17 protein-coding genes are annotated in these 21,320 nt (G+C 60.0%); 16 read left to right on the forward strand and 1 reads right to left on the reverse strand.

What is annotated here, in order from left to right:
• Positions 1 to 139: 139 nt before the first annotated feature.
• From HZB34_04065 to mgtA, 16 genes are all read left to right on the forward strand, one after another.
• Positions 140 to 616: a hypothetical protein gene (locus HZB34_04065; GenBank protein MBI5315124.1), complete on the forward strand. Its 477-nt coding sequence runs from the start codon at positions 140 to 142 to the stop codon at positions 614 to 616.
• Positions 617 to 618: 2 nt separating this feature from the next.
• Positions 619 to 2,355, forward strand: a complete 1,737-nt coding sequence (glgP, locus tag HZB34_04070) for an alpha-glucan family phosphorylase (protein MBI5315125.1) — start codon at positions 619 to 621, stop codon at positions 2,353 to 2,355.
• Positions 2,356 to 2,715: 360 nt separating this feature from the next.
• Positions 2,716 to 3,084: a PepSY domain-containing protein gene (locus HZB34_04075; GenBank protein ID MBI5315126.1), complete on the forward strand. Its 369-nt coding sequence runs from the start codon at positions 2,716 to 2,718 to the stop codon at positions 3,082 to 3,084.
• Positions 3,085 to 3,436: 352 nt separating this feature from the next.
• The gene (locus tag HZB34_04080; protein ID MBI5315127.1) at positions 3,437 to 4,462 is read left to right on the forward strand and encodes a sodium:calcium antiporter; all 1,026 of its coding nucleotides are present in this window, start codon (positions 3,437 to 3,439) and stop codon (positions 4,460 to 4,462) included.
• A gap of 1,058 nt (positions 4,463 to 5,520) precedes the next feature.
• Entirely contained in the window at positions 5,521 to 7,335 is a 1,815-nt protein-coding gene (locus HZB34_04085; GenBank protein MBI5315128.1) for a cation-transporting P-type ATPase, read from the forward strand.
• 59 nt (positions 7,336 to 7,394) lie between these two features.
• Positions 7,395 to 8,519 (forward strand): 4Fe-4S dicluster domain-containing protein, encoded by a 1,125-nt coding sequence (locus HZB34_04090; protein ID MBI5315129.1) that lies wholly within the window; start codon positions 7,395 to 7,397, stop codon positions 8,517 to 8,519.
• Entirely contained in the window at positions 8,516 to 9,373 is an 858-nt protein-coding gene (locus HZB34_04095) for an FAD/NAD(P)-binding protein (protein ID MBI5315130.1), read from the forward strand. Before HZB34_04090 ends, HZB34_04095 begins: the two co-directional genes overlap by 4 nt.
• 157 nt (positions 9,374 to 9,530) lie before the next feature.
• Positions 9,531 to 10,370: a sulfhydrogenase subunit delta gene (locus HZB34_04100; protein MBI5315131.1), complete on the forward strand. Its 840-nt coding sequence runs from the start codon at positions 9,531 to 9,533 to the stop codon at positions 10,368 to 10,370.
• 86 nt (positions 10,371 to 10,456) lie between these two features.
• Positions 10,457 to 11,758, forward strand: a complete 1,302-nt coding sequence (locus HZB34_04105; GenBank protein MBI5315132.1) for a Ni/Fe hydrogenase subunit alpha — start codon at positions 10,457 to 10,459, stop codon at positions 11,756 to 11,758.
• Positions 11,759 to 11,772: 14 nt separating this feature from the next.
• A complete protein-coding gene (locus tag HZB34_04110) occupies positions 11,773 to 12,246 on the forward strand; it encodes a hydrogenase maturation protease (protein ID MBI5315133.1) in 474 nt (157 codons plus the stop codon).
• Positions 12,228 to 12,578: a hydrogenase maturation nickel metallochaperone HypA gene (locus tag HZB34_04115; protein MBI5315134.1), complete on the forward strand. Its 351-nt coding sequence runs from the start codon at positions 12,228 to 12,230 to the stop codon at positions 12,576 to 12,578. The genes HZB34_04110 and HZB34_04115 overlap by 19 nt, the downstream gene beginning before the upstream one ends.
• The gene (gene hypF, locus HZB34_04120; protein MBI5315135.1) at positions 12,575 to 14,941 is read left to right on the forward strand and encodes a carbamoyltransferase HypF; all 2,367 of its coding nucleotides are present in this window, start codon (positions 12,575 to 12,577) and stop codon (positions 14,939 to 14,941) included. The genes HZB34_04115 and hypF overlap by 4 nt, the downstream gene beginning before the upstream one ends.
• A 15-nt stretch (positions 14,942 to 14,956) precedes the next feature.
• Complete coding sequence (locus HZB34_04125; GenBank protein MBI5315136.1) at positions 14,957 to 15,199, forward strand: HypC/HybG/HupF family hydrogenase formation chaperone; 243 nt, start codon at positions 14,957 to 14,959, stop codon at positions 15,197 to 15,199.
• Positions 15,196 to 16,308: a hydrogenase formation protein HypD gene (gene hypD, locus HZB34_04130; protein ID MBI5315137.1), complete on the forward strand. Its 1,113-nt coding sequence runs from the start codon at positions 15,196 to 15,198 to the stop codon at positions 16,306 to 16,308. Before HZB34_04125 ends, hypD begins: the two co-directional genes overlap by 4 nt.
• A gap of 148 nt (positions 16,309 to 16,456) precedes the next feature.
• Positions 16,457 to 17,512, forward strand: a complete 1,056-nt coding sequence (gene hypE / locus HZB34_04135) for a hydrogenase expression/formation protein HypE (protein ID MBI5315138.1) — start codon at positions 16,457 to 16,459, stop codon at positions 17,510 to 17,512.
• A 175-nt stretch (positions 17,513 to 17,687) separates the two neighbouring features.
• Positions 17,688 to 20,207, forward strand: a complete 2,520-nt coding sequence (gene mgtA, locus HZB34_04140; GenBank protein ID MBI5315139.1) for a magnesium-translocating P-type ATPase — start codon at positions 17,688 to 17,690, stop codon at positions 20,205 to 20,207.
• A 317-nt stretch (positions 20,208 to 20,524) separates the two neighbouring features.
• Here mgtA and HZB34_04145 read toward each other — a convergent pair whose 3' ends face one another.
• Entirely contained in the window at positions 20,525 to 21,319 is a 795-nt protein-coding gene (locus HZB34_04145; protein ID MBI5315140.1) for a hypothetical protein, read from the reverse strand.
• Position 21,320: the final 1 nt, after the last annotated feature.

The raw sequence follows: 21,320 nt of genomic DNA on the forward strand, positions 1-21,320 counted from the left end.
GCGAGAATAGCGGCACAGGCCAGGCAGACTGAAGGCTGAAGTGTTCGGAATCTCGAATCTAGACCTTCGGACTTCGCGTCGCGCTTTTCCCGCCGGTCTCGCCCGTCTCGCTTGTGTCAGGCATTGGCAATGAAGGCAGATGAAGACATCGTTCATGACCGGTTTGAGTTTCGGTCTCACGTCCGGCGTGATTACGACATTGGGGTTGATGGTAGGACTCCATTCGGGCACCCATTCACGAACCGTCGTGATCGGCGGCATTCTCACGATTGCGATCGCTGATGCCATGTCGGATGCTTTAGGCATGCACATTGCCGAGGAGTCCAAGAATCACGGAGTCCTGTCGGAAATCTGGGAATCGACCATTGCGACTTTTGCGGCGAAGTTCTTGATAGCGATGACTTTTGTGGCGCCTGTGTTGCTGTTGCCGCTGGAGCAGGCCATGATGGTAAGCGTGGGATGGGGTCTCATGCGGCTCGCCGTGCTGAGCTACTTCCTGGCGCGGGCCCAGCAGATCTCGGCCTGGAAAGTCATCTCGGAGCATTTAATCATTGGTATCAGCGTGATCGCGATCACGCATTATGTGGGTGACTGGATTCAGTCAACGTTGAGTTAGTTATGGTGCCACCGCCGCGCGTCGCATATTTTTCCATGGAGATCGGCCTTGAGTCCGGAATCCCGACCTATGCGGGAGGGCTTGGTGTGCTCGCCGGCGACACGATTCGCTCTGCCGCTGACCTCGACGTGCCGATGGTGGCTGTATCCCTGCTGCACCGGCGGGGATACTTTTTCCAGCGTGTGGATGCGCAGGGTCGGCAAAGCGAGGAGCCTGTTGCCTGGCCGGTCAATGATTTCGTTGAACTGATCGACGAACGGGCCACGGTCGACATCGAAGGTCGGACGGTCCATGTCAGGGCCTGGAGGTACCGCGTGACGGGTGAGTCCGGACATGTCATTCCTGTGTATCTGCTCGATACAGATGTGAACGAGAACCAGCCCTCAGACCGGACCCTTACCGATGTGCTCTACGGGGGTGACGATTATTATCGATTGTGTCAGGAGTTGGTGCTGGGAATCGGGGGACTCCGCCTCTTGCGGGCGCTTGGGTACCAGGACCTTCTCCGGTTCCATATGAATGAGGGGCATTCCGCCTTGCTCGTCCTCGCGCTGCTGGAAGAGAAACTGGCCTCGCAGGGCGAGGCAGAGTCCTTTTCGGCCGATCTTATCGAACACGTTCGTGAACAATGTGTCTTTACGACCCATACGCCAGTGCCGGCCGGTCACGATCAATTTCCCGAGGAACTCCCTCGACGCCTGCTGGGAGAACGCCGGTGCAGACTGCTGAAGGCCTGCAATAATGGGCAGACATTGAATCTGACGCAACTGGCGCTGCATGGCTCTCGGTATATCAATGGGGTTGCGATGAAGCATGGTGAGGTTTCGCACAGCATGTTTCCCGGCTACCCGATCCATTCCATTACCAACGGCGTTCACGCGGTAACGTGGACCGCTCCGTCGTTCCAGAAACTCTTCGATACCCATCTGCCGGACTGGCGGCGCGATCAACTCTCGCTGCGCTATGCCGTGAGCATTCCCACATCGGATATCTCGGCGGCTCATGTGGAAGCCAAGCGCACGTTAGTTGACCATGTGAACCGGGAAACGAACACGGGATTCGATCGCGACGTGCTGACGATTGGGTTCGCCCGTCGGTTTGCGGCCTACAAACGTGCCGGTTTGATCTTTCAGGATCTCGACCGGCTCAAGGAGATCGTCCGAGCGGCCGGGCCGATCCAGATCGTCTTTGCCGGCAAGGCGCATCCGTGCGACCGTGATGGCAAGGATCTGATCGTGCACATCCATGAGATGCGTGATGCGCTGCAGGGTGTAATCCCGGTGTCGTACTTGAATAATTACGACATGGAGGTGGCCAAGATGCTCTGTGGCGGTGTCGATGTGTGGCTCAATACGCCGCTGCCGCCGATGGAGGCCTCAGGAACGAGCGGAATGAAAGCGGCGATGAACGGGGTTCCCAGCCTCAGTGTGCTCGACGGCTGGTGGATCGAAGGCCACATCGAAGGTGTGACCGGCTGGTCGATCGGCGATCGGGTGGAGGCCTGTCTGGAGCCTCAGCCCGGGATGGATGCCTGTCATGCAGCGGAACTCTACAGAAAACTGGAAGAGAAGGTCTTGCCCTGTTTTTATAAGGAGCGTGAACGATTTACCGAGATCATGCGGCACGCGATTGCATTGAACGGAGCGTTTTTCAATACGCAGCGCATGGTCACCCAGTATCTCCACAATGCCTATCGATTGGGGGAGGCACACATGCCGCAAAGACAGGGATCGACGTGAGGGGTACTGTGAGTGAGCCTGCGCAATCCCGCCGTACCATAAGATTCCGATTGATCAAGTAGGCATTATGCAGGGTAGAACCACAATGACGCAGGGAGAATCCCTGTTCGCTGTGACAAAGATTTTATGGGAGTTGAGCTGCCCAAACCGCTGTGAAAAGCATGCCGTCATTTGGCGCAAAACTCCCCACAGAAGTTACCCGTTCTGTTGCACAACGGGTCAAAATGGTCCTTGGCTGTGGCTTATAGGGAGAGTAGGGGGGTCTATGTCTTGCAGAATTGAAGCATGTGACGCTGCGAGCCGGTGGTCATCACGAGCGAGCGGTGCACACAATCACACTCTACAAACAAGGAGGTTCGTATGAAACAGTTATTCGGAATGATGGTCCTGGCGCTCGGCGCCATGTTGGTGCTGAACGGTCCTGCCTGGAGCGATCAGAAAGGCAAGGGAAAGAAAGATGAATCGAAAGAGACGGTTGAAATGGCCGCGGCGGCCAAGGTGACGATCGATCAGGCGATCAAGACGGCGACAGAAAAAATACCGGGCAAGGTCGTCGAGGCCGAACTGGAGAAGAAACACGGTATGCTTGTGTGGGAAGTCGAAGTCGTCACGGCCGAGAACAAGGTGATGGAGGTGCACATCGATGCGGAGTCCGGAGCCGTAATCGATGTGGAGGAAGAGAAACCGGAAAAAGACATGAAGCGTGAGCGAAAGCAGGAACACAAATAGGAACACAAGCCCTGGGCGAACAGAGCGGTCGACAGAACTACTAGAAAACGTTTTCGCGCGTCGGGGTCTGCCCCTGGGGTAGCCATGGGCTCGGCTGCTGGTTGCTCGATTCTCCCGCATTCCGCGCCTACACGCGTCGATAACTCCTGAATTCTTCTGAAAAGAAGATGTGAAGGCGCCCGCTCCTTCATCCCCGGCCAATTCGCAGAATCGCTGCATCCATGCTATCGCGGATTCCGGCGTCGCTTCGATCAAGTTGCGACTCGTGGTAGGTGTCGCCAAAGGTGGCACGGCGGGCCCTCTGTTCGGTGTTGGTCGTGAGGATGACGCGTCGCGAAAAAGGAGAGGGCCGATGGTTTGGGGTGAAGGGCTCGTGCCCTGGGCGATCTTTCTGCTAAGCGCAGCAGTGATCGTCTATGCCGGGACAAAACTATCCCGTTATGGCGACGAGATTGCGAAACTCACCGGTTTGGGTGGGTTGTGGATCGGCGTCGTTGTGATGGCGGGTGCGACCTCGCTTCCGGAAATCTTCACGACCGTCAGCGCCGGGTGGCTGAATACGCCGGATCTTGCGGCCGGCAATCTGTTCGGCGCCGGCATGAGCAACATGCTGACACTCGGCCTGATCGATCTCCTTCATCGGCAGAAGCGAATCTGGCAACAGGCTGCGCTGGGACACACGCTCACCGCCGCGCTGGCGATGGCGTTGACGGGTCTTGGTGCGTTCTTCGTGCTGCTGAACGTCAATGTGACCCATGTCGGCGTGGGGCTCGGGAGTCTCACGCTCTTTCTCTTATATGTGTTGGGGATGAGACTCGTCTTTCGGCAAGAGGATATGGAGCGTCGCCAGCGGGAACAGGACGTGGTGGTTGCACAAACTCTCGTCACACAGGATGCCGTCAGCCGACGGGTTGAGTTGCGTCGCGCCGTCATCGGCTTCTCGCTCAGCGCGCTTGCCTTGCTCGTGGCCGCCCCACTTTTGGCCTGGTCCGCTGAACGGATTGCCGAAGAGACCGGCACCAGCGCCACGTTTATCGGCACGTCGCTAGTCGCCATCACGACTTCCTTGCCGGAACTGGTGGTGGCGATCGCCGCGGTGCGATTGGGTGCGTTCGATCTTGCCGTGGGAAATCTCTTCGGAAGCAATGCCTTCAACATGGCGGCGTTCTTGTTCGCCGATCTGGCCTATCGCGACGGCGGCTTGCTGGACAGCGTGAGTTCCGCCCACGCCTTCACTGCGCTCTGGTCCATCCTGATGATGAACATCGGCCTGATGGGGATTATCTATCGAGCCGAGAAACGGTTTATGTTGATGGAGCCGGATGGACTGCTGATGGTCGTCAGCTATGTGTTGGGTTTGTGGCTGTTGTTTCGATGAAGGATTGAGGGGAAATGGAACCACGAAATGATGCGGTTGCCGTGAGGCCCTGGCACGCAATATCGGCCGACGCGCTGGCGCTGGACCTGCGCACACATCCCGAAGCCGGGCTTGGTGCGGACGAAGCCGGCCGTCGACAACAGAGTGAGGGGTTCAACGAACTGCCCGAAGCTCCCCCACCGTCACTGGTGAAGCTGTTTCTTTCTCAGTTCACGAGCGTCATTGTCTGGGTGTTGATCGGGGCGGCGGTCATCTCCGGTCTCCTGGAAGACTGGCTCGATGCGGCGGCCATCCTGGCCATCGTGCTGCTCAACGGAATTCTTGGATTTGTCCAGGAGTTTCGGGCTGAGCGATCGTTGGCGGCGCTGCGAAAAATGTCCGTGGCGACGGCCCGGGTCGTTCGCGACGGGATTGTGCTGTCGATTCCCGCACGGGAATTAGCGCGAGGGGATTTGATCCTCCTCGAAGCAGGCGACCGTATCCCTGCCGATGCCCGGCTGATCTACACGACGAATTTCCAGACGCAGGAGGCCTCGCTGACCGGCGAATCGACGCCGGTTCAGAAGCATGCGGGCGTCATGGCCGGAACCGACGTCCCGCTCGCCGAGCGGACGAACATGGCCTTTATGGGGACTATTGCGGTGTCCGGGAAAGCCAGGGCTCTTGTCGTCGCGACTGCTGTGCACACCGAGTTGGGGCGGGTCGCCGCGATGATCCAGAAAGCCACGGAAGCTGAGCGGGCGGAAACTCCCTTGCAGCGCCGGCTTGAACAATTCGGCTATACGCTGCTGTGGCTGGCTCTGGCGGTTGTGACCGTCGTGTTTGCGTTGGGCTATCTGCGGGGCGAGCCGGCTGTCCTGATGCTGTTGACGGCGGTGAGTCTGGCGGTGGCCGCTGTTCCGGAAGGGCTCCCCGCCGTCGTGACGATCACGCTGGCCCTGGGCGTCACCCGCATGGTGAAACGCCATGCTCTGATCCGCAAGCTGCCTGCGGTCGAAACACTCGGATCCGCCACGGTCATCTGTTCCGACAAGACCGGCACGCTCACCAAGAACGAAATGACGGTGACGAGGTTGTTTGCTGGAGACCGGGTGTTCGAGGTGACGGGCGAAGGGTATGAGCCGATCGGCGAAATCCGTGAGGCGTTAGGCGTCAGGCGTGAAGGGACTTGGGAAGGCGGCGATGGTCAATTGTCATCGGTCACTGATCAATTGGACCACACTTCTGAGCATCCTTCACGCCTTACCCCTTACGCCTCACGCCTCACCTCTGGCGACCCCTTACGCCTCACGCCTCACGCCTCACGTCTGCCATCAGGCTTGCGTGAGCTGCTGACGGCGGCAGTCCTTTGCAATGGTGCGACGCTGCGGCAGGAGGAGGGAACGTGGAAAATGTTGGGCGATCCGACGGAAGGGGCCTTGCTGGTTGCGGCGGCGAAAGCAGCGCTGACGATCGACAGATTCGCTTCGACCTATTGCTTTCTTGGAGAGGTGCCGTTTGATCCTGAGCGCAAGATGATGACGATCGTGCGGCAGACACCAGACGGTTCGGTCGCCTATGTCAAAGGCGCGCCGGATGTGTTGTTGCGGCACTGTACGCATCGGCTGGCCATGGACGGCACGACCGAACCGATCACAGAATCGATTCGTACCGCCATCCTCGATGCGAATGCATCGTTCGCGCATCAGGCGTTGCGTGTGCTGGCAATGGCCCATCGGCGATTGGATGGGGAACCCAAGGTCTATCGGGCGCAAGACCTGGAGGACCGGCTGGTGTTTCTTGGGCTTGCGGCCATGAAAGACCCGCTGCGGCCGGAGGCGAAAGCCGCCGTCCAGGCCTGCCACGATGCCGGTATCAGGACCGTGATGATTACGGGAGATCATCAGGATACGGCGGTGGCGATTGCAGAAGAACTCAGGGGGGTGAAGGAATCGATACGGTCGCTGTCCGGCATGGAACTCGATCGCTTGTCCGATGAAGAACTGGTCAAGACCGTGGACCAGGTGGCGGTCTACGCGAGGGTTTCGGCGGAGCATAAGCTGCGTATCGTCAAAGCCTGGAAGGCGCAGGGCGCCATCGTGGCCATGACGGGGGACGGGGTGAACGATGCACCGGCAGTCAAAGCCGCGGATATCGGCGTCGCGATGGGGATAACCGGAACCGATGTCACGAAAGAGGCCGCCGACATGGTGGTGACGGACGATAATTTTGCCTCGATCGCCGCGGCCGTGGAAGAAGGTCGCGGCATCTTCGACAATATCCGCAAGACCATCTATTTTCTCTTGTCGTGCAATGTCAGCGAGGTGCTGGTCATGTTATTTGCGACATTGATCGGGCTTCCGTTGCCCCTGTTGCCGATCCAAATTCTGTGGATGAATCTCGTGACGGACGGATTTCCTGCCCTGGCTCTGGCGGTGGATCCCAAGTCGCCCGATCTGATGAAGCAGCCGCCCCGCCGACCGGAGGCTCGGTTGTTGGACGGCGGCACACTCCTGGCTATCGGGGCGCAAGGGGTTATGTTGAGCGCGATCGCGTTGGGGGCATTCGCCTATAGCCTCTATGGTCTCCATCAAGAAGTCGAGCAGGCGAGGGCCGTTGCATTTACCGTGATGGTCGTCGCGCAATTGGTACATGCGTTCAACTGCCGAAGTGAACGATGGTCTCTGTTCCAAGTTGGTCTGTGGACCAATCGTCCACTCCTCTTGGCCTTTACGCTCTCTCTTGGGACTCAGGTTGTCGTGCTCACCGTCCCAGCGGTCTCGACGATCTTCAAGGTTGTCCCGCTCCCGATTGAAGACTGGGCGCTGATGGGAGCGATGGGTCTGCTGCCGTTCGTAATCATGGAGGGAATCAAGTTGCTGCGGAGACCATGAACGTGCAAGTCTGTTCAAGAGAGTCGCAACAGCCGCTCGGCGTTGCAGAAAGGAACAGGATGAAGAACAAGCCGATCAACGAGCCAGGTCCCGCCCTCTTAGCGAAGCCCTCTTTCCAACGGCTCATCGATCTGTTGCACAAACAGGGCTATCGAGTTCTGGGTCCCACCTTGCGCGACGGCGCAGTGGTGTGGGACACGATCCGTCAGATCTCGGATCTGCCGGTCGGCTGGCGCGATGTGCAGGAACCGGGTCGCTATCGGTTAGAGGATACCGGCTCAGCCCAGATCTTCGGTGTCGTGCATGGGCCGCAATCGCTCAAGCCCTTGACCTTCACGCCCCGCGAGCCGCTGCTCCAGATTGAACGAACGAAGGACGGATTCACTGTACGGCCGACGCTCCCCCGGGAGGAGAAGATCGCTGTGTTGGGGGCTCGCGCCTGCGATCTCGCCGGACTGGCCATCCAGGATCATATTTTCCTGAAAGACCGCTATGCGGATCCATACTATGAAGCCCGCCGCAAGGGGCTCCTTGTCATCGCGGTGAACTGCACTCGCGCGCTAGCCACGTGTTTCTGCGCCTCGATGGAGACCGGACCGCGAGCAACCAGCCGGTTCGATCTTGTGTTGACGGAATTGGATGACGTGTTCCTGATCGAAGCGGGCAGCGGGGCCGGCCGTGGAGTTCTCGCGGAGTTGTCGTTGCCCGCTGCGTCGCAGGAGCTGGGCACAGACGCCGCACGTCGCATCGATGTCTGCGCCCAAAGCCAAGTCAGACGCTTAGATCGGTCGCGCCTGCCGCAGGCGCTCTATGATGCGCATGAACATCCACGGTGGGATGATGTGGCGGCGCGTTGTCTTGCCTGCGGGAACTGTACGATGGTCTGCCCGACTTGCTTCTGCCACCAGGCGGAGGAGCCGGCGGACCTCACGCAGCAGTATAGTGAGCACCTCAGATTATGGGATTCCTGTTTCACCCAGGAGCATGGGTATATTCATGGCAAGAACATTCGCCCGACGACCAAGGACCGGTACCGCATGTGGCTCACGCATAAGTTGGCCTCCTGGATCGACCAGTTTGGAACGTCCGGCTGCGTAGGCTGCGGGCGCTGTATCACCTGGTGTCCGGTCGGGATCGACCTGACCGAAGAGTTGCCGGCGCTTCTAACCCTGGCTCGACTATGAACGGCGTCGCAAATCGGCAGTCCCAGAACCCTTACGAGATCCAGCCGGCGACGATCGTCGAGAAGATCTCGGAGGCGGAGGACATCGAGACATTCCGTTTGCGCTTCATCAATCAGGCGACGCGGCGCGGGTTCCGGTTTGCGCCGGGACAATTCAACATGGTCTATGCCTTCGGCGTGGGTGAAGTGGCGATTTCGATTGTCTCCGATCCCGGCCAGCCTGGACTGCTGGATCACACGATCCGGGTGATTGGGCGGGTCACGAAGGCGATCGGGCGCCTGAAGCCGGGTGATGTCTTGGGCCTCCGCGGGCCGTATGGGGTGGGGTGGCCGCTGGATGAAGCCCGCGACAAGGATGTCATCATCGTGACCGGTGGGTTGGGTTGCGCACCGGTAGTCGGCGCCATTGAATACATCTTCCGGAGGCGCGATCAGTATGGTGCCGTCAAGATTTTGCACGGGGTGAAGACCCCCCACGATCTGCTCTATCGCGCTCGGTTCGACGCCTGGCGACGGCATCCCAATACCGAGGTGTTGCTGACGAGCGACCAGCCGGATAAGACCTGGGCTTACCACGTCGGCGTGGTGACGGACCTGTTTGAGCAGGTGTCGCTTGATCCGGCCAAGAGCATGGTCCTGATGTGCGGGCCGGAGATCATGATGCGTTTGGGCGCGCCGATCTTGATGCGGCGCGGGATTCCGGCGACCGCGCTCTACGTGTCGCTCGAACGGCATATGGAGTGCGGTATCGGTTTGTGCGGCCATTGTCAGTTGGGGCCCTACTTTCTGTGCAAGGATGGTCCGGTCATGCGGTACGACCGGGCAGCGCCGTGGTTGGGACGAACAGGGGTGTAGCTCGTGAAGCGTAAGGGGTGAGGGGTGGCGTGTTACAGAGGAAACGCGGCACGATGAATGATGAACGATGGATTTGTGGATCCAGCCATTCAGTACCCCGCGTGAAATGACGCCTAACTCCTGACGCCTCACGAGAAGGTCTGGACGAGCGAGACATATGGAAAGGCAGAAAGAAACCACGACGCCTGTTCGGCCCCGATTGGGTATATTCAAGTTCACCTCCTGCGACGGCTGTCAGCTCAGCATCTTGAATCTGGAAGATGACCTGCTCACCTTGGGACAGGTCCTGGACATCTCCTACTTTCCGGAAGCTTCGAGCGATATGAGAGCAGGTCCATATGACATCGCGCTGGTCGAAGGTTCGATCACCACGCCTGAGGATACGCATCGGATCCTGTCCGTGCGGGAGCAGGCCAAGGTCCTGATCACGATCGGGGCCTGCGCCACGGCCGGGGGGATTCAAGCGTTGCGCAACTGGGCCGACGTCGAGGCCTTCAAGCGCGTGGTCTATCCCAATCCGCAGTACATCGAGAGCCTCACCGCTTCGACGCCGATCTCGGAACATGTGCGCGTGGACTTCGAGCTCTGGGGCTGTCCGATCGATAGGGGGCAACTATTGAGACTGCTCACCGATTTGTCAGCCGGTGTGCAATCGAGGCTGCCCTCTCATCCGGTCTGTGTAGACTGCAAACGACGCGGGATCGTCTGCGTGATGGTCGCGAAGGGAATTCCTTGCCTGGGGCCTGTTACGCGCACTGGCTGCGGGGCGATTTGTCCGGGCATGGGGCGGGACTGTTACGGCTGCTTCGGGCCGGCAGAGGGTTCCGTCCTGGGGCCGGGGGTCCCCCCGAATACAGCCTCGCTCGCGAAGCAGTTTCATCATGGGCTTCAGCTCATTCCAGTCGAAGTGCTGCGGCGGTTTCGTGGGATCAACGGCTCCGTCAAACCATTCCGGGAGGAGAGCCAGGTGTGGGAACGTCTAGGCCGTGACGAGTAGGGGGCCGGCTCCCTCCGTCGCCTCTGGGCTGAGGAGGGTGCCCGTCCCGGTGCGACTTGAAGCGTGACGTGTGAGGAGTGAAGGGGATGGCTGAAGAGAAACACAAGGCCAGAACGATTGCGATCAATACCATCGCCAGGGTGGAGGGTGAAGGAGCGTTGCGCGTCACGGTGACGGACGGTCTCGTGCAGGACGTGGAGCTGAGGATCTTTGAACCGCCGCGGTTCTTTGAGGCGTTCTTGCAAGGCAGGCACTACGACGAGGTGACGGACATTGTGGCGCGGATCTGTGGCATCTGTCCGGTCGCCTACCAGATGAGCGCGGTCCATGCGTTGGAGCAGATCTTCGGCGTCGAGGTGACCGGCTCGTTGCGGGACCTGCGAAGACTGATCTACTGCGGCGAATGGATCGAGAGCCACGCGTTGCACGTCTATATGCTGCAGGCGCCGGATTTCCTCGGCTATGACAGCGGCATCGCGATGGCGAAGGACCACGCGGATATGGTCACCCGTGGTCTGCGGCTCAAAAAAGCGGGCAATGCCATCATGACGTTGCTGGGTGGCCGTTCCGTGCATCCCGTCTCGGTGAAGGTCGGCGGGTTTTCGCGGGTGCCGCGGCGACGCGAGTTGGAGGGTCTCAAAGACGAACTGCTGTGGGCGCGCGATGCGGCGGTTGCGACGGTCCGCTGGGTGGCGGGCTTTGAGTATCCTGATTTTCTGCCCGATTCCCTGTTCGTCGCGCTCCGTGCTTCCGGCGAGTATCCCTTCAACGAAGGGCAGATCGTCTCCAGCAACGGTCTGCAAATCTCAGCGACCGAGTTCGAGCGGCATTTTGCCGAACAGCAGGTATCCTATTCCAATGCCCTCCACTGTACGCTGCATGGATCGCCCTATCTCGTCGGGCCGCTGGCACGTCTGAACTTCAACCACGATCATCTCTCGCCGCTGGCCAGGCAGATCCTGGCCGGCACCGGACTGACGCTGCCCCTGCGCAATCCCTTTCACGGGATCATTGCCCGCTCGGTGGAAATTCTTTACGCGTTGGAGGAATCGTTGCGGCTGATCGAACTGTACGACCCGCCACCCTCGCCCTCCGTGGCGGTCGTCGTTCGACCGGGCAGCGGGACAGCCTGCACCGAAGCGCCACGCGGTATCCTCTACCATCGGTACAGGGTGGATGCGGACGGGATCATCCGCGAAGCCAAGATTGTTCCACCGACCTCGCAGAACCAGGGTCGAATCGAACAGGATCTTCGCCTGTTCATGCCTCGCCTGTTGAACCTTCCCGACAAGGAAGCGGCGCTCGCCTGCGAACGGGTAATCCGGTGCTACGATCCTTGTATTTCTTGCGCCACGCATTTCTTGCGATTGGAAATTGAACGCGAATAAGAACCAAACAGACCATGGCTGCAGTTCGAATCATCGGTCTCGGTAATGCATTCAAAGGCGACGATGCGGTCGGCCTTCTTGCTGCTCGCCGGCTTCGCGCGCGAGTGGATGACCGGGTGGAGGTGATCGAAGCGGAAATGGCCGGCGTGGAGATCATGGAGTTGATGAAGGGAGCGCGCATCGCGATACTGATCGATGCCGCGCGCAGCGGGCAGGCTCCGGGGACGATCCACCGCTTCAATGCCTCGGACAGTCCGGTCAGTTCCCTTGTGTTTCCCCGTTCCAGTCATGCCATCGGCGCGCTGGACGCGTTGGAGCTTGCACGGACGTTGGGCACTCTTCCGCCGGTCGTCATCGTGTTCGGGATTGAAGCCGGTGACACAGGAGCCGGGCAGCCTCTGTCGCCACAGGTGGCTCAGGCGTTGGACGAGGTCGTCGAACGAATTCTCCGGGAGAGCGAGGCGCTAACGTGCACGAATTACATCTGATGGCGCAGGTTGTCAAAGCCGTCGAGACCGGGCTGGAGAGGGCGCCGGGGGCCAAACCGACGGTGGTAAGACTTAAAGTAAGCGCGCTGTCGCATCTGCTGGCGGATCCCTCCACTCTTCACGCGGCCTTTGCGCTGGCCGCCTGCGGTACAGTGGCCCAAGGAGCCGCGCTCGAAATTATCACGGCATCCGGTGAAGCCTGGTGCCCACATTGCGAGATACGAGCGACGGGTGCGGGACAAGATGTGATCTGTCCAACCTGCGGAGCACTCATGATCGCGGGAGAAGGGGTGCCGGAAGTGATGGTACAGGAGGTCGTGGTGGAAGAATGAGGGACAGCATTGCTCATCGCCTTCGCGTTGAAGTGGACGGGACTGTGCAAGGCGTCGGGTTCCGCCCGTTTGTGTACCGGCTGGCACGAGAACTGGAGCTGGCCGGATGGATCAGCAACAAGAGCGACGGTCTGTTGATTGAAGTGGAAGGGGAGGCCGGCGCCGTTGAGACGTTTCTCCATCGGCTGGAGACCGACGCACCGGCCTCCGCACGAGTCGAGACTCTGATGACAGCCGTTATTCCGGCACAAGGCGGCATATCTTTTTCGATCTGCACCAGCACCGGTTCCGGTCAGCGGACCCTCGTCATTCCACCGGATCTGGCGACGTGCCTCGACTGCCGCCGCGAACTTGCGGATCCAACCGACCGCCGGTTTCGCTATCCCTTCCTCACTTGCACGCAATGCGGACCTCGTTTCAGCCTGCTCACAGCGATTCCTTACGACCGGCCCAATACGACCATGGCGGGATTTGGACTCTGCTCCGCTTGTCGAACCGAGTACGAAGACGAAACGGATCGGCGCTTTCACGCTGAGCCGATCGCATGCCCGGCCTGCGGACCACACGTGATCTTGTGGGATGAAGAGGGGCGCGATGTCGCCGGCGGCGACGAAGCCTTGCGTCAGGCGGCGGCCTTGATCCGTGAGGGATTCATTGTCGCGGTCAAAGGCCTAGGCGGGTTTCAGCTCTGGGTCGATGCGGGCCCGGGGGAAGCCGTACAGCGCCTACGCTCTCGAAAACGGAGGCCGGACAAGCCGTTTGCCCTGTTGTTTCCTTCTGTAGAATCGGTCCGAGCCTCCTGTGTGTTGTCGCCGGAAGAGGAAACATTTCTTCGTTCGCCGCAAGCGCCGATTGTGTTGGTGAGGAAACGCCAAGAGGCGGATCTGGCCGAAGCAGTCTCCCCGGGGAATCCCTACATCGGCGCGATGTTGCCGGCCACGCCGTTGCATTATCTGTTGATGGAGGACCTGCAACGGCCGGTGGTGGCCACGAGCGGTAATCGGTCCGAGGAACCGATTGTGATCGATGAGCGAGAGGCGCTCATTCGGCTGAAGGGGATCGCGGACGCGTTTCTCGTGCATAACCGGCCGATTGCCAGGCCGGTAGACGACTCGGTGATACGGGTGTTTCCCGGTGGGCCTGAGCCGAAGTCTAAGCCCAAGATGAATGTGGTGCTGCTGCGGCGGGCGCGAGGCTTCGTGCCTCAAGCGATCCGCTTAGGCGAGAATATGCGTCAGGGAAGAACGAGCGATCCGGTCCTTGCCGTGGGCGGGCATCTCAAGAACACTGTAGCCATGCTGTGCGGTGATCGCGTTGTGATGAGCCAACACGTCGGTGATTTGTCTACGGTGGAAGCCGTCCTGGCCTTTCGACAAGTTGTGGATGATCTCCAGCGGCTGCTCCAGGTCGCACCTCAGACCATTGCCTGCGATCGGCACCCCGATTATCGTTCGTCGGTCTTCGCGCGCGAGTTGGCGGCTGCTCTGTCCGTGCCGCTCGTTCCCGTGCAGCATCACCATGCGCACGTCGCTTCCTGTATGGCGGAACATGGGATCGACGGCGAGGTGCTCGGCATCGCGTGGGATGGAGCCGGTTACGGGTTGGATGGCCAGATTTGGGGTGGGGAATTTCTCATTGCGAGCTATGAGGGGTTCACCCGGTTCGCGCACCTCCGACCGTTCCGGTTGCCGGGCGGAGAAGCCGCGATGCGAGAGCCGATACGCACGGCTGCGGCCCTGCTGTGGGACATCATGGGAGAGGAGATGCTGGCGCACCGGCTTCCTCGTTGGAAACCGCCGCACGATCAGCAGGTCCAACTCGCGATGTTGCTCAGAACCGGGGTCGCATCACCATGGACGACGAGTATGGGCCGGCTGTTCGACGGAGTGGCGTCGCTCACAGGCCTGTGCCATAGTGCATCATTCGAAGGACAAGCTGCCATGGCAGTCGAGTTCGCAGCAGAGCGGGCCCGGCAGAGCGGGGGAGACCCAGCAGCAGGATATTCAATGGACTTGCGCCCGGGTCCTTCTACTGCGAAGGGCTGGGTCGTCGATTGGCGGCCTATGGTGAGCGCCATCGTGGATGATCTTCGTGTGGGAAGCAGTGCCGAGTTAATTGCGGCGCGGTTTCACGCCGGGATAGTCGAGGTGATGCTGCGCGTCGCGCGGGAAGCAGGGCTGGAGCGTGTGATTCTGACCGGAGGCTGTTTTCAGAATGCCTACCTGCTGCGATTGGCACAGCACCGGTTGGCAGAGGCCGGCTTCACGGTCTATAGCCATTGTCTCGCTCCACCGAATGATGGTGGGTTGTCCTTAGGGCAAGCTGTGGTCGCGGCACACCATGCTGATGGCCCCTCTAGATAAAAGGTGGGAGGAACGATGTGTCTCGCGGTTCCAGGACAGGTTCTCAGCATCACTGACGACCAACTCCGCACCGGGACTGTATCGTTCGGCGGAGTAACCAAGGATATCTCTCTGGCCCTGGTCCCGGATGCAGGAGTGGGCGACTATGTCATCGTCCATGTCGGTTTTGCCATCAGCAAGTTGGACGAAAAGGCAGCGCTACGCTCGCTCGAATTGATGGCGCAATTAGATCGGCGAGAAGCGCCGGGGCCGTCATGAAATACGTTGACGAATATCGGGACCGTACCCTTGCGACGAGGTTAGCGGAGCGCATCACGCATACCGTGCACCGGCCTTGGACGATCATGGAAGTCTGCGGTGGGCAGACCCATGCCATTGTGCGGTTCGGTCTCGATGCCTTGTTACCGACGAGCCTGACGGTCGTGCATGGGCCCGGCTGTCCTGTGTGCGTTACGCCGGTCGGCCTCATCGACCAAGCGCTCCAACTCGCATCGCTGCCGCATGTCATCTTCTGCTCGTTTGGAGACATGCTGCGTGTGCCCGGGTCGCGAGGGGACTTGTTCGGTGTGAAAGCGGCGGGTGGGGATGTTCGGATCGTCTATTCGCCGCTCGATGCAATGACCCTGGCCCGCGCCAACCCGGCTCGCGAGGTTGTCTGTTTTGCCGTGGGGTTCGAGACGACCGCGCCGGCCTGGGCCATGGCTGTGATCCAAGCGAAAGAGTCGGGACTGACGAACTTCAGCCTGCTGGTCGCCCATGTGCTGGTGCCGCCGGCAATGGAGGCGATCCTGTCGTCGCCTCAGAATCGGGTCCAAGGTTTTCTCGCTGCGGGCCATGTCTGTACGGTGGTCGGCTACGAAGACTACGAAGCGCTCGCAGCACGCTATCGAGTTCCGATCGTCGTGGCCGGATTCGAGCCGCTCGATATCCTGGAAGGCATCGGGCTCCTCGTCACCCAATTGGAGGAGGGGCGAGCCGAGGTCGAGAACCAGTATGTGCGATCCGTCCGCCGGGAAGGGAATCGGCAGGCGCGAGCCGTCGTCGAGGAGGTCTTCGAACCGGCGCCGCGCACCTGGCGCGGCATCGGCGAGATCGCGCGGAGTGGTCTACAGCTCAGGCCGGCCTATGCAGCCTACGATGCGGCGGTTCGATTTCGTGAGGCGCTTTCCCAAGCCGGTTCAGTAGGGGTGGAAGATCCGGATTGTCGGAGCGGGCTGGTATTGCAGGGCTTGATCAAACCGCCGGACTGTCCGGCCTTCGCCACGCGTTGCACGCCGGAACAACCCTTGGGGGCGCCCATGGTATCGAGTGAGGGCGCCTGCGCCGCCTACTACCGCTATCGCAGCCATGTGAAACGTGAAACGTGAAGCGTATCTCGCGAGACTGGCGGGAGTCGCGCGAAAAGCGCGGCGGGTTGAGGAGATTGTCGAGACGAGTCCCGCCTTTCGCGCAGGCCTTGCCTCTCTCGCAAGCACGAGATACGAACGACGCTTCACGAGATACGAGAGATTAATCATGACCGAGAACAAATCCTATGAGCCGGCCTGTCCGTTGCCGGCCTCGGGAAAACAGACCGTGCAGCTCGCCCATGGCGGCGGCGGGCGCCTCATGCAGGAGTTGATTCGAGACGTCTTTCTTCGCGCGTTCGACAATCCAATGTTGGCCCACCTGCATGACGGCGCGACGTTCCCGAACGAGAAAGGCACGCTCGCGTTCACGACCGATTCCTACGTGGTGCACCCCCTATTCTTTCCCGGCGGCGACATCGGAAGCCTGGCGGTGCACGGCACGGTCAACGATCTGGCTATGTGCGGGGCGAAGCCCCTATGTCTCAGCGCGGGATTCATTCTGGAAGAAGGATTGAATTTAGAGACGCTCCGTCGAGTCGTGGAATCGATGGCGAAGGCCGCACAAGCGGCTGGTGTGCCCATCGTGACCGGGGACACCAAGGTGGTGGATCGTGGCAAGGGCGACGGCATCTTCGTCAACACGGCGGGGGTCGGGCTGGTGCCGGCGGGCGTCCGTGTGCTGCCTGAGTTGGTCCGGCCGGGGGATGCCATTCTGCTCAGCGGCGATCTTGGCTGTCACGGTATCGCGGTCCTCAGTGTGCGCGAAGGCGTCGCCTTTACCGGCAATGTGGAAAGCGACTCAGCGCCCTTGCACCAAGTCGTCGGCGAGCTGGTTGACAGCGGCATCGAGATCCATTGCCTGCGCGACCTCACGCGCGGTGGGCTCGCCAGCGCGCTCAATGAAATTGCCGTTGCGGCGAAGGTCGGCATGGTCAGCGACGAGGCGGTCATTCCGGTCCTCGAAACCGTGCGCGGCGCCTGTGAGCTAATGGGGCTCGATCCTCTGTATGTGGCGAATGAGGGGCGTTTCGTCGCAATGGTTCCAGAATCGGATGTCGAGAGCGCGCTGACGATCATGCGTCGGCATTCCGTGGCGCACCAGGCGGTCCGGATCGGCAGAGTGACAGCGGAGAATCCACCGCTGGTAGCGTTGCAGACCCTGCTGGGCACGCACCGTATTCTCGATCTGTTATCGGGAGAGCAACTGCCTCGGATCTGCTAACAGGCCCCAGGTGGGATCCCGCGCCGCCCATGCCAAGCGAACAATCGTGGAGACACTGATCAGACATAAGCGATACATCGTAGAGCATGGCGATGGCCTGCCGAACATTCGCAACCGGCGATGGAGCAGGAAGGGATAAGCGCGAGTATCTGCTCAGCCTTCGGGAGGATTTTCGATGTCTCATGCGTGGAGCTTTTGGAGCAGCTCCTCGGCTGAGGCACTCAAGAGGCTCGATTCAAGCTCCAACGGCCTCTCGGCTGATGAAGCGCTGCGGCGTCACCTGCGCGGTGCACACCTTCTCTTAAAACCGAAGAGCCGTCTGTCCACCTACGAGCTACTGGCCCGGCAATTCACCAGCCCGATCATCCTCATCCTCCTGGCAGCCGCAGGGCTGGCCTTCTTTTTGGCGGATCGGACCGATACGGCGATCATTCTCATCATCGTGCTCGTCAGCGGCCTGCTCGGATTCTGGCAGGAACGGAGCGCGAATCGAGCGGTGACCAACCTGCTGGCGATCGTGCAGGTCAAAGCGGATGTGTGGCGGGACGGAAGCCAGGCCTCTGTGCCGGTCGATGAGGTCGTGCCGGGCGATGTCGTCCTGCTCAGAGCGGGCGATACGGTTCCCGGCGATTGTCTCCTGCTTGAATCCAAAGATCTGTTCGTGGATGAGGCGACGCTCACGGGCGAAACCTATCCGGTAGAAAAAAACTGCGGCATCCTGCCGGCCGACATGCCCTTGGGCCGACGGACGAACAGCCTCTTTCTCGGGACCCATGTCGTGAGTGGAACCGGGACGGCGGTCGTGGTGCACATCGGGTCGGAGGCGGAATTCGGGAAGGTCTCAGGTCGCTTACAACTCAGGCCACCCGAGACGGAGTTCGAACGAGGCATCAGGCAATTCGGATATCTACTGTTGGAAGTGACCATTGTGCTGGTCGTCTCCATCTTCGCAGTCAATGTGTATCTGGCCAGGCCTGTGCTCGAAGCCTTTCTGTTCTCTCTCGCCCTTGCGGTCGGCCTCACCCCGCAGCTGCTGCCGGCTATCATCAGTATCAATCTCGCCCATGGGGCCAAGCGCATGGCCCGGCGGAAAGTGATTGTGAAGCGATTGGCCTCGATCGAAAACTTCGGGAGCATGACAGTCTTTTGCTCTGACAAGACAGGGACACTGACCGAAGGGCTCGTCCGGCTGAAGTCTGCCTGCAATATCGCAGGCAGCTCGAGCGAACGGGTGCTCTTCCATGGCTGGCTCAATGCGAGTTTCGAGACCGGATTTCTCAATCCGATCGACGAAGCGATCCGTGCCGCTCGTTCGTTCGACCTCTCTTCCTATCGGAAGCTGGATGAGGAACCCTACGACTTCGTCCGCAAACGGTTGTCCGTGTTAGTCGCGACGCCGACCAGCCATCTGTTGGTCACCAAGGGGGCCCTGGCGAATGTCCTGGCGGTCTGTTCAAGCGCCGAGTCTGCAGATGGGACCCTGGTTGAGTTGGCTGCCGTGCGCGACGCCATCGAATTGCAGATGGCTCAGTGGGCCGGCCTGGGATGGCGGGTGCTCGGGCTTGCTTCTCGCGAGATGGGTGCGAAAGTGGGCATCACTAAAGACGATGAGGCTGGCATGACGTTCCTGGGATTCCTGCTGTTCGAAGATCCCGTAAAGGCCGATGTCGTGGAGACGATTGGCCGCCTCAAGAGGGTAGGCGTCACCTTGAAGATTGTGACCGGCGACAATCGTCTCGTTGCAGCCCACGTCGGACAGACGATCGGCCTGTCGAATGGGAATCTGTTGACCGGTGGGGATTTGCGGCAGATGAGCGAAGAAGCGTTGGTGTCACGCGTGAATGATGTCCATGTCTTTGCCGAGGTCGAGCCGAATCAGAAGGAACGGATCATCCTGGCGTTGAAAAAGGCAGGCCACGTCGTAGGCTATGGGGGCGACGGCATCAATGACGCTTCGGCATTGCACGCGGCGGACGTCGGCGTGTCCGTCGAGAGCGCGGTAGACGTGGCGAAAGAAGCGGCGGATATCGTGTTGCTGGAAAAGGATCTTGGCATCCTTGTCGAGGGAGTGCAGGAAGGGCGGCGGACGTTCGCCAACACGTTGAAGTATGTCTTTATGGCGACCAGCGCGAACTTCGGCAACATGTTCAGCATGGCAGGGGCGTCGCTCTTTCTGTCTTTTCTGCCACTGCTGCCCAAACAAATATTGTTGACCAATCTCCTCACCGACATTCCGGAAATGACCATCGCCGGCGATCGCGTGGATGAGGAGCTGATCGATCGGCCCAGGCGGTGGAACATCGCCTTCATTCGAAAATTCATGCTCACGTTCGGGTTGGTGAGTTCCATATTTGACTATATGACGTTTGGTGTACTGCTCTTGGTCTTTCAAGCTGGTGTCGAGGAATTCAGAACCGGATGGTTTGTGGAGTCGGTGATCTCCGCCTCGATCATTGTCCTGGTCGTTCGAAGTCGTCGGCCGTTTACTCAAAGCCGACCGAGCCGTGGCCTGTTGGTTGCGACGCTTTCGGTCGTAGGACTGACGCTTCTGTTGCCCTATACGCCACTGCGCGGGCCGCTGGGGTTCGTGCCGTTGCCGCCTCTGTTCCTGGCAGCCTTGCTGGGTATCGTCGTGGGGTATGTCGTGGCGGCTGAAGTGGCGAAGAAAGTCTTTTATCGGCATGTGGTCTTTTGACGTGGAACTGCCACCCACGGTGGTTCTGTGCCCTCGGAACCTCGGAAGGGATGAAGCCTGATGGTCTTCGGTGCTCGCGCAACGCGCGGCTTCAGAAGGAGTGACGCAAGGGAGTGAGGACCTTTTTTTGCTCCTGGAACGCGCACGATCGGAATGTGCTCGTTCGACGGCCGCAGTCAAAAGGTCCTCACTCCCTTGCTTAGCTGGGTATTGAAAGGGAGTGGAGAGTACAAATGGACACGAGCAGTAGAAGATCAATCAGCCTCCATCCCTGAAGAGGAAGTAACGGTTCCTTCGACCGATCTGACCAAATAACGTTAGGGGACCCCGAGAATCCATCCTTCGATCTGAGCCCGCGCACGTTCATCCAGCGTCAGCTTTGGATGGAAGAATTCAGCAAGGCCGCCATCGCGATCTGTGTTTCGCATCCAGGCGGCGACAGAATAGGCGTCGTGCTGATCGGCTGTGCGACCTTCAGAGGGAAAGCTTCGACTCCATAGTGACGGATAGACCTCGGCCACAACCGACAATCCATCCGGCACCTCCCAGCCGTCGAACGGCCAGAAATGGACCCGTGCTCCGACCCGGCGGCGAATAAACAGAAGCCAGGGAAGGCCGGAATGCGTGGACTTCGCCACCGATCCCTGCACGTCGAAACGAAAGACCGACTTGGCCGTTCGAGTACGTTGCTCACTTAACCGCAGCCAACGGGGATTGCCGGAGCGAGCCGCGCCATTTCCATAATGGCCCTCCCGAACAAAATCTACATACATATGATCCTGATCAGTCGGCCAGTGTCGGTGGAAATCTTTGAGAAACGCCGGCCAATCGAGCGGTAGCCCATGTCGCTTGAAATACTGGATCGGAAACGAAAAACCATGATCGATGCCAACCAATGTCCTTGTTGGTTCAGCAAGCCGTTCGACCAGCCATTCGCCAATGCCCCGTCTGGTCCAATACTTTCTCGGACTCGGCGGCGGAGGCACCTCGACCGGCGGCATTTCACAGCCCGCAGCATAGACACGCAATCCCTTCAAACTCGCCGTGGGAGTCTCTGCGCCGGAATAGTCGATGCCGATGTAGCGATCGAACATGGGGCCATCGCCCGGCATG

It is taken from the genome of Nitrospirota bacterium (assembly GCA_016219645.1).
In the GTDB taxonomy this organism is placed as follows: Bacteria; Nitrospirota; Nitrospiria; order Nitrospirales; family Nitrospiraceae; genus Palsa-1315.

Bases quoted from the DNA above. Each gene is read 5' to 3' on its own strand.
- HZB34_04065 (MBI5315124.1), top strand. From the start codon at position 140: ATGAAGACATCGTTCATGACCGGTTTGAGTTTCGGTCTCACGTCCGGC.
- glgP (MBI5315125.1), top strand. From the start codon at position 619: ATGGTGCCACCGCCGCGCGTCGCATATTTTTCCATGGAGATCGGCCTT.
- HZB34_04075 (MBI5315126.1), top strand. From the start codon at position 2,716: ATGAAACAGTTATTCGGAATGATGGTCCTGGCGCTCGGCGCCATGTTG.
- HZB34_04080 (MBI5315127.1), top strand. From the start codon at position 3,437: ATGGTTTGGGGTGAAGGGCTCGTGCCCTGGGCGATCTTTCTGCTAAGC.
- HZB34_04085 (MBI5315128.1), top strand. From the start codon at position 5,521: ATGACGGTGACGAGGTTGTTTGCTGGAGACCGGGTGTTCGAGGTGACG.
- HZB34_04090 (MBI5315129.1), top strand. From the start codon at position 7,395: ATGAAGAACAAGCCGATCAACGAGCCAGGTCCCGCCCTCTTAGCGAAG.
- HZB34_04095 (MBI5315130.1), top strand. From the start codon at position 8,516: ATGAACGGCGTCGCAAATCGGCAGTCCCAGAACCCTTACGAGATCCAG.
- HZB34_04100 (MBI5315131.1), top strand. From the start codon at position 9,531: ATGGAAAGGCAGAAAGAAACCACGACGCCTGTTCGGCCCCGATTGGGT.
- HZB34_04105 (MBI5315132.1), top strand. From the start codon at position 10,457: ATGGCTGAAGAGAAACACAAGGCCAGAACGATTGCGATCAATACCATC.
- HZB34_04110 (MBI5315133.1), top strand. From the start codon at position 11,773: ATGGCTGCAGTTCGAATCATCGGTCTCGGTAATGCATTCAAAGGCGAC.
- hypF (MBI5315135.1), top strand. From the start codon at position 12,575: ATGAGGGACAGCATTGCTCATCGCCTTCGCGTTGAAGTGGACGGGACT.
- HZB34_04125 (MBI5315136.1), top strand. From the start codon at position 14,957: ATGTGTCTCGCGGTTCCAGGACAGGTTCTCAGCATCACTGACGACCAA.
- hypD (MBI5315137.1), top strand. From the start codon at position 15,196: ATGAAATACGTTGACGAATATCGGGACCGTACCCTTGCGACGAGGTTA.
- hypE (MBI5315138.1), top strand. From the start codon at position 16,457: ATGACCGAGAACAAATCCTATGAGCCGGCCTGTCCGTTGCCGGCCTCG.
- mgtA (MBI5315139.1), top strand. From the start codon at position 17,688: ATGTCTCATGCGTGGAGCTTTTGGAGCAGCTCCTCGGCTGAGGCACTC.
- HZB34_04145 (MBI5315140.1), bottom strand. From the start codon at position 21,319: ATGCCGGGCGATGGCCCCATGTTCGATCGCTACATCGGCATCGACTAT.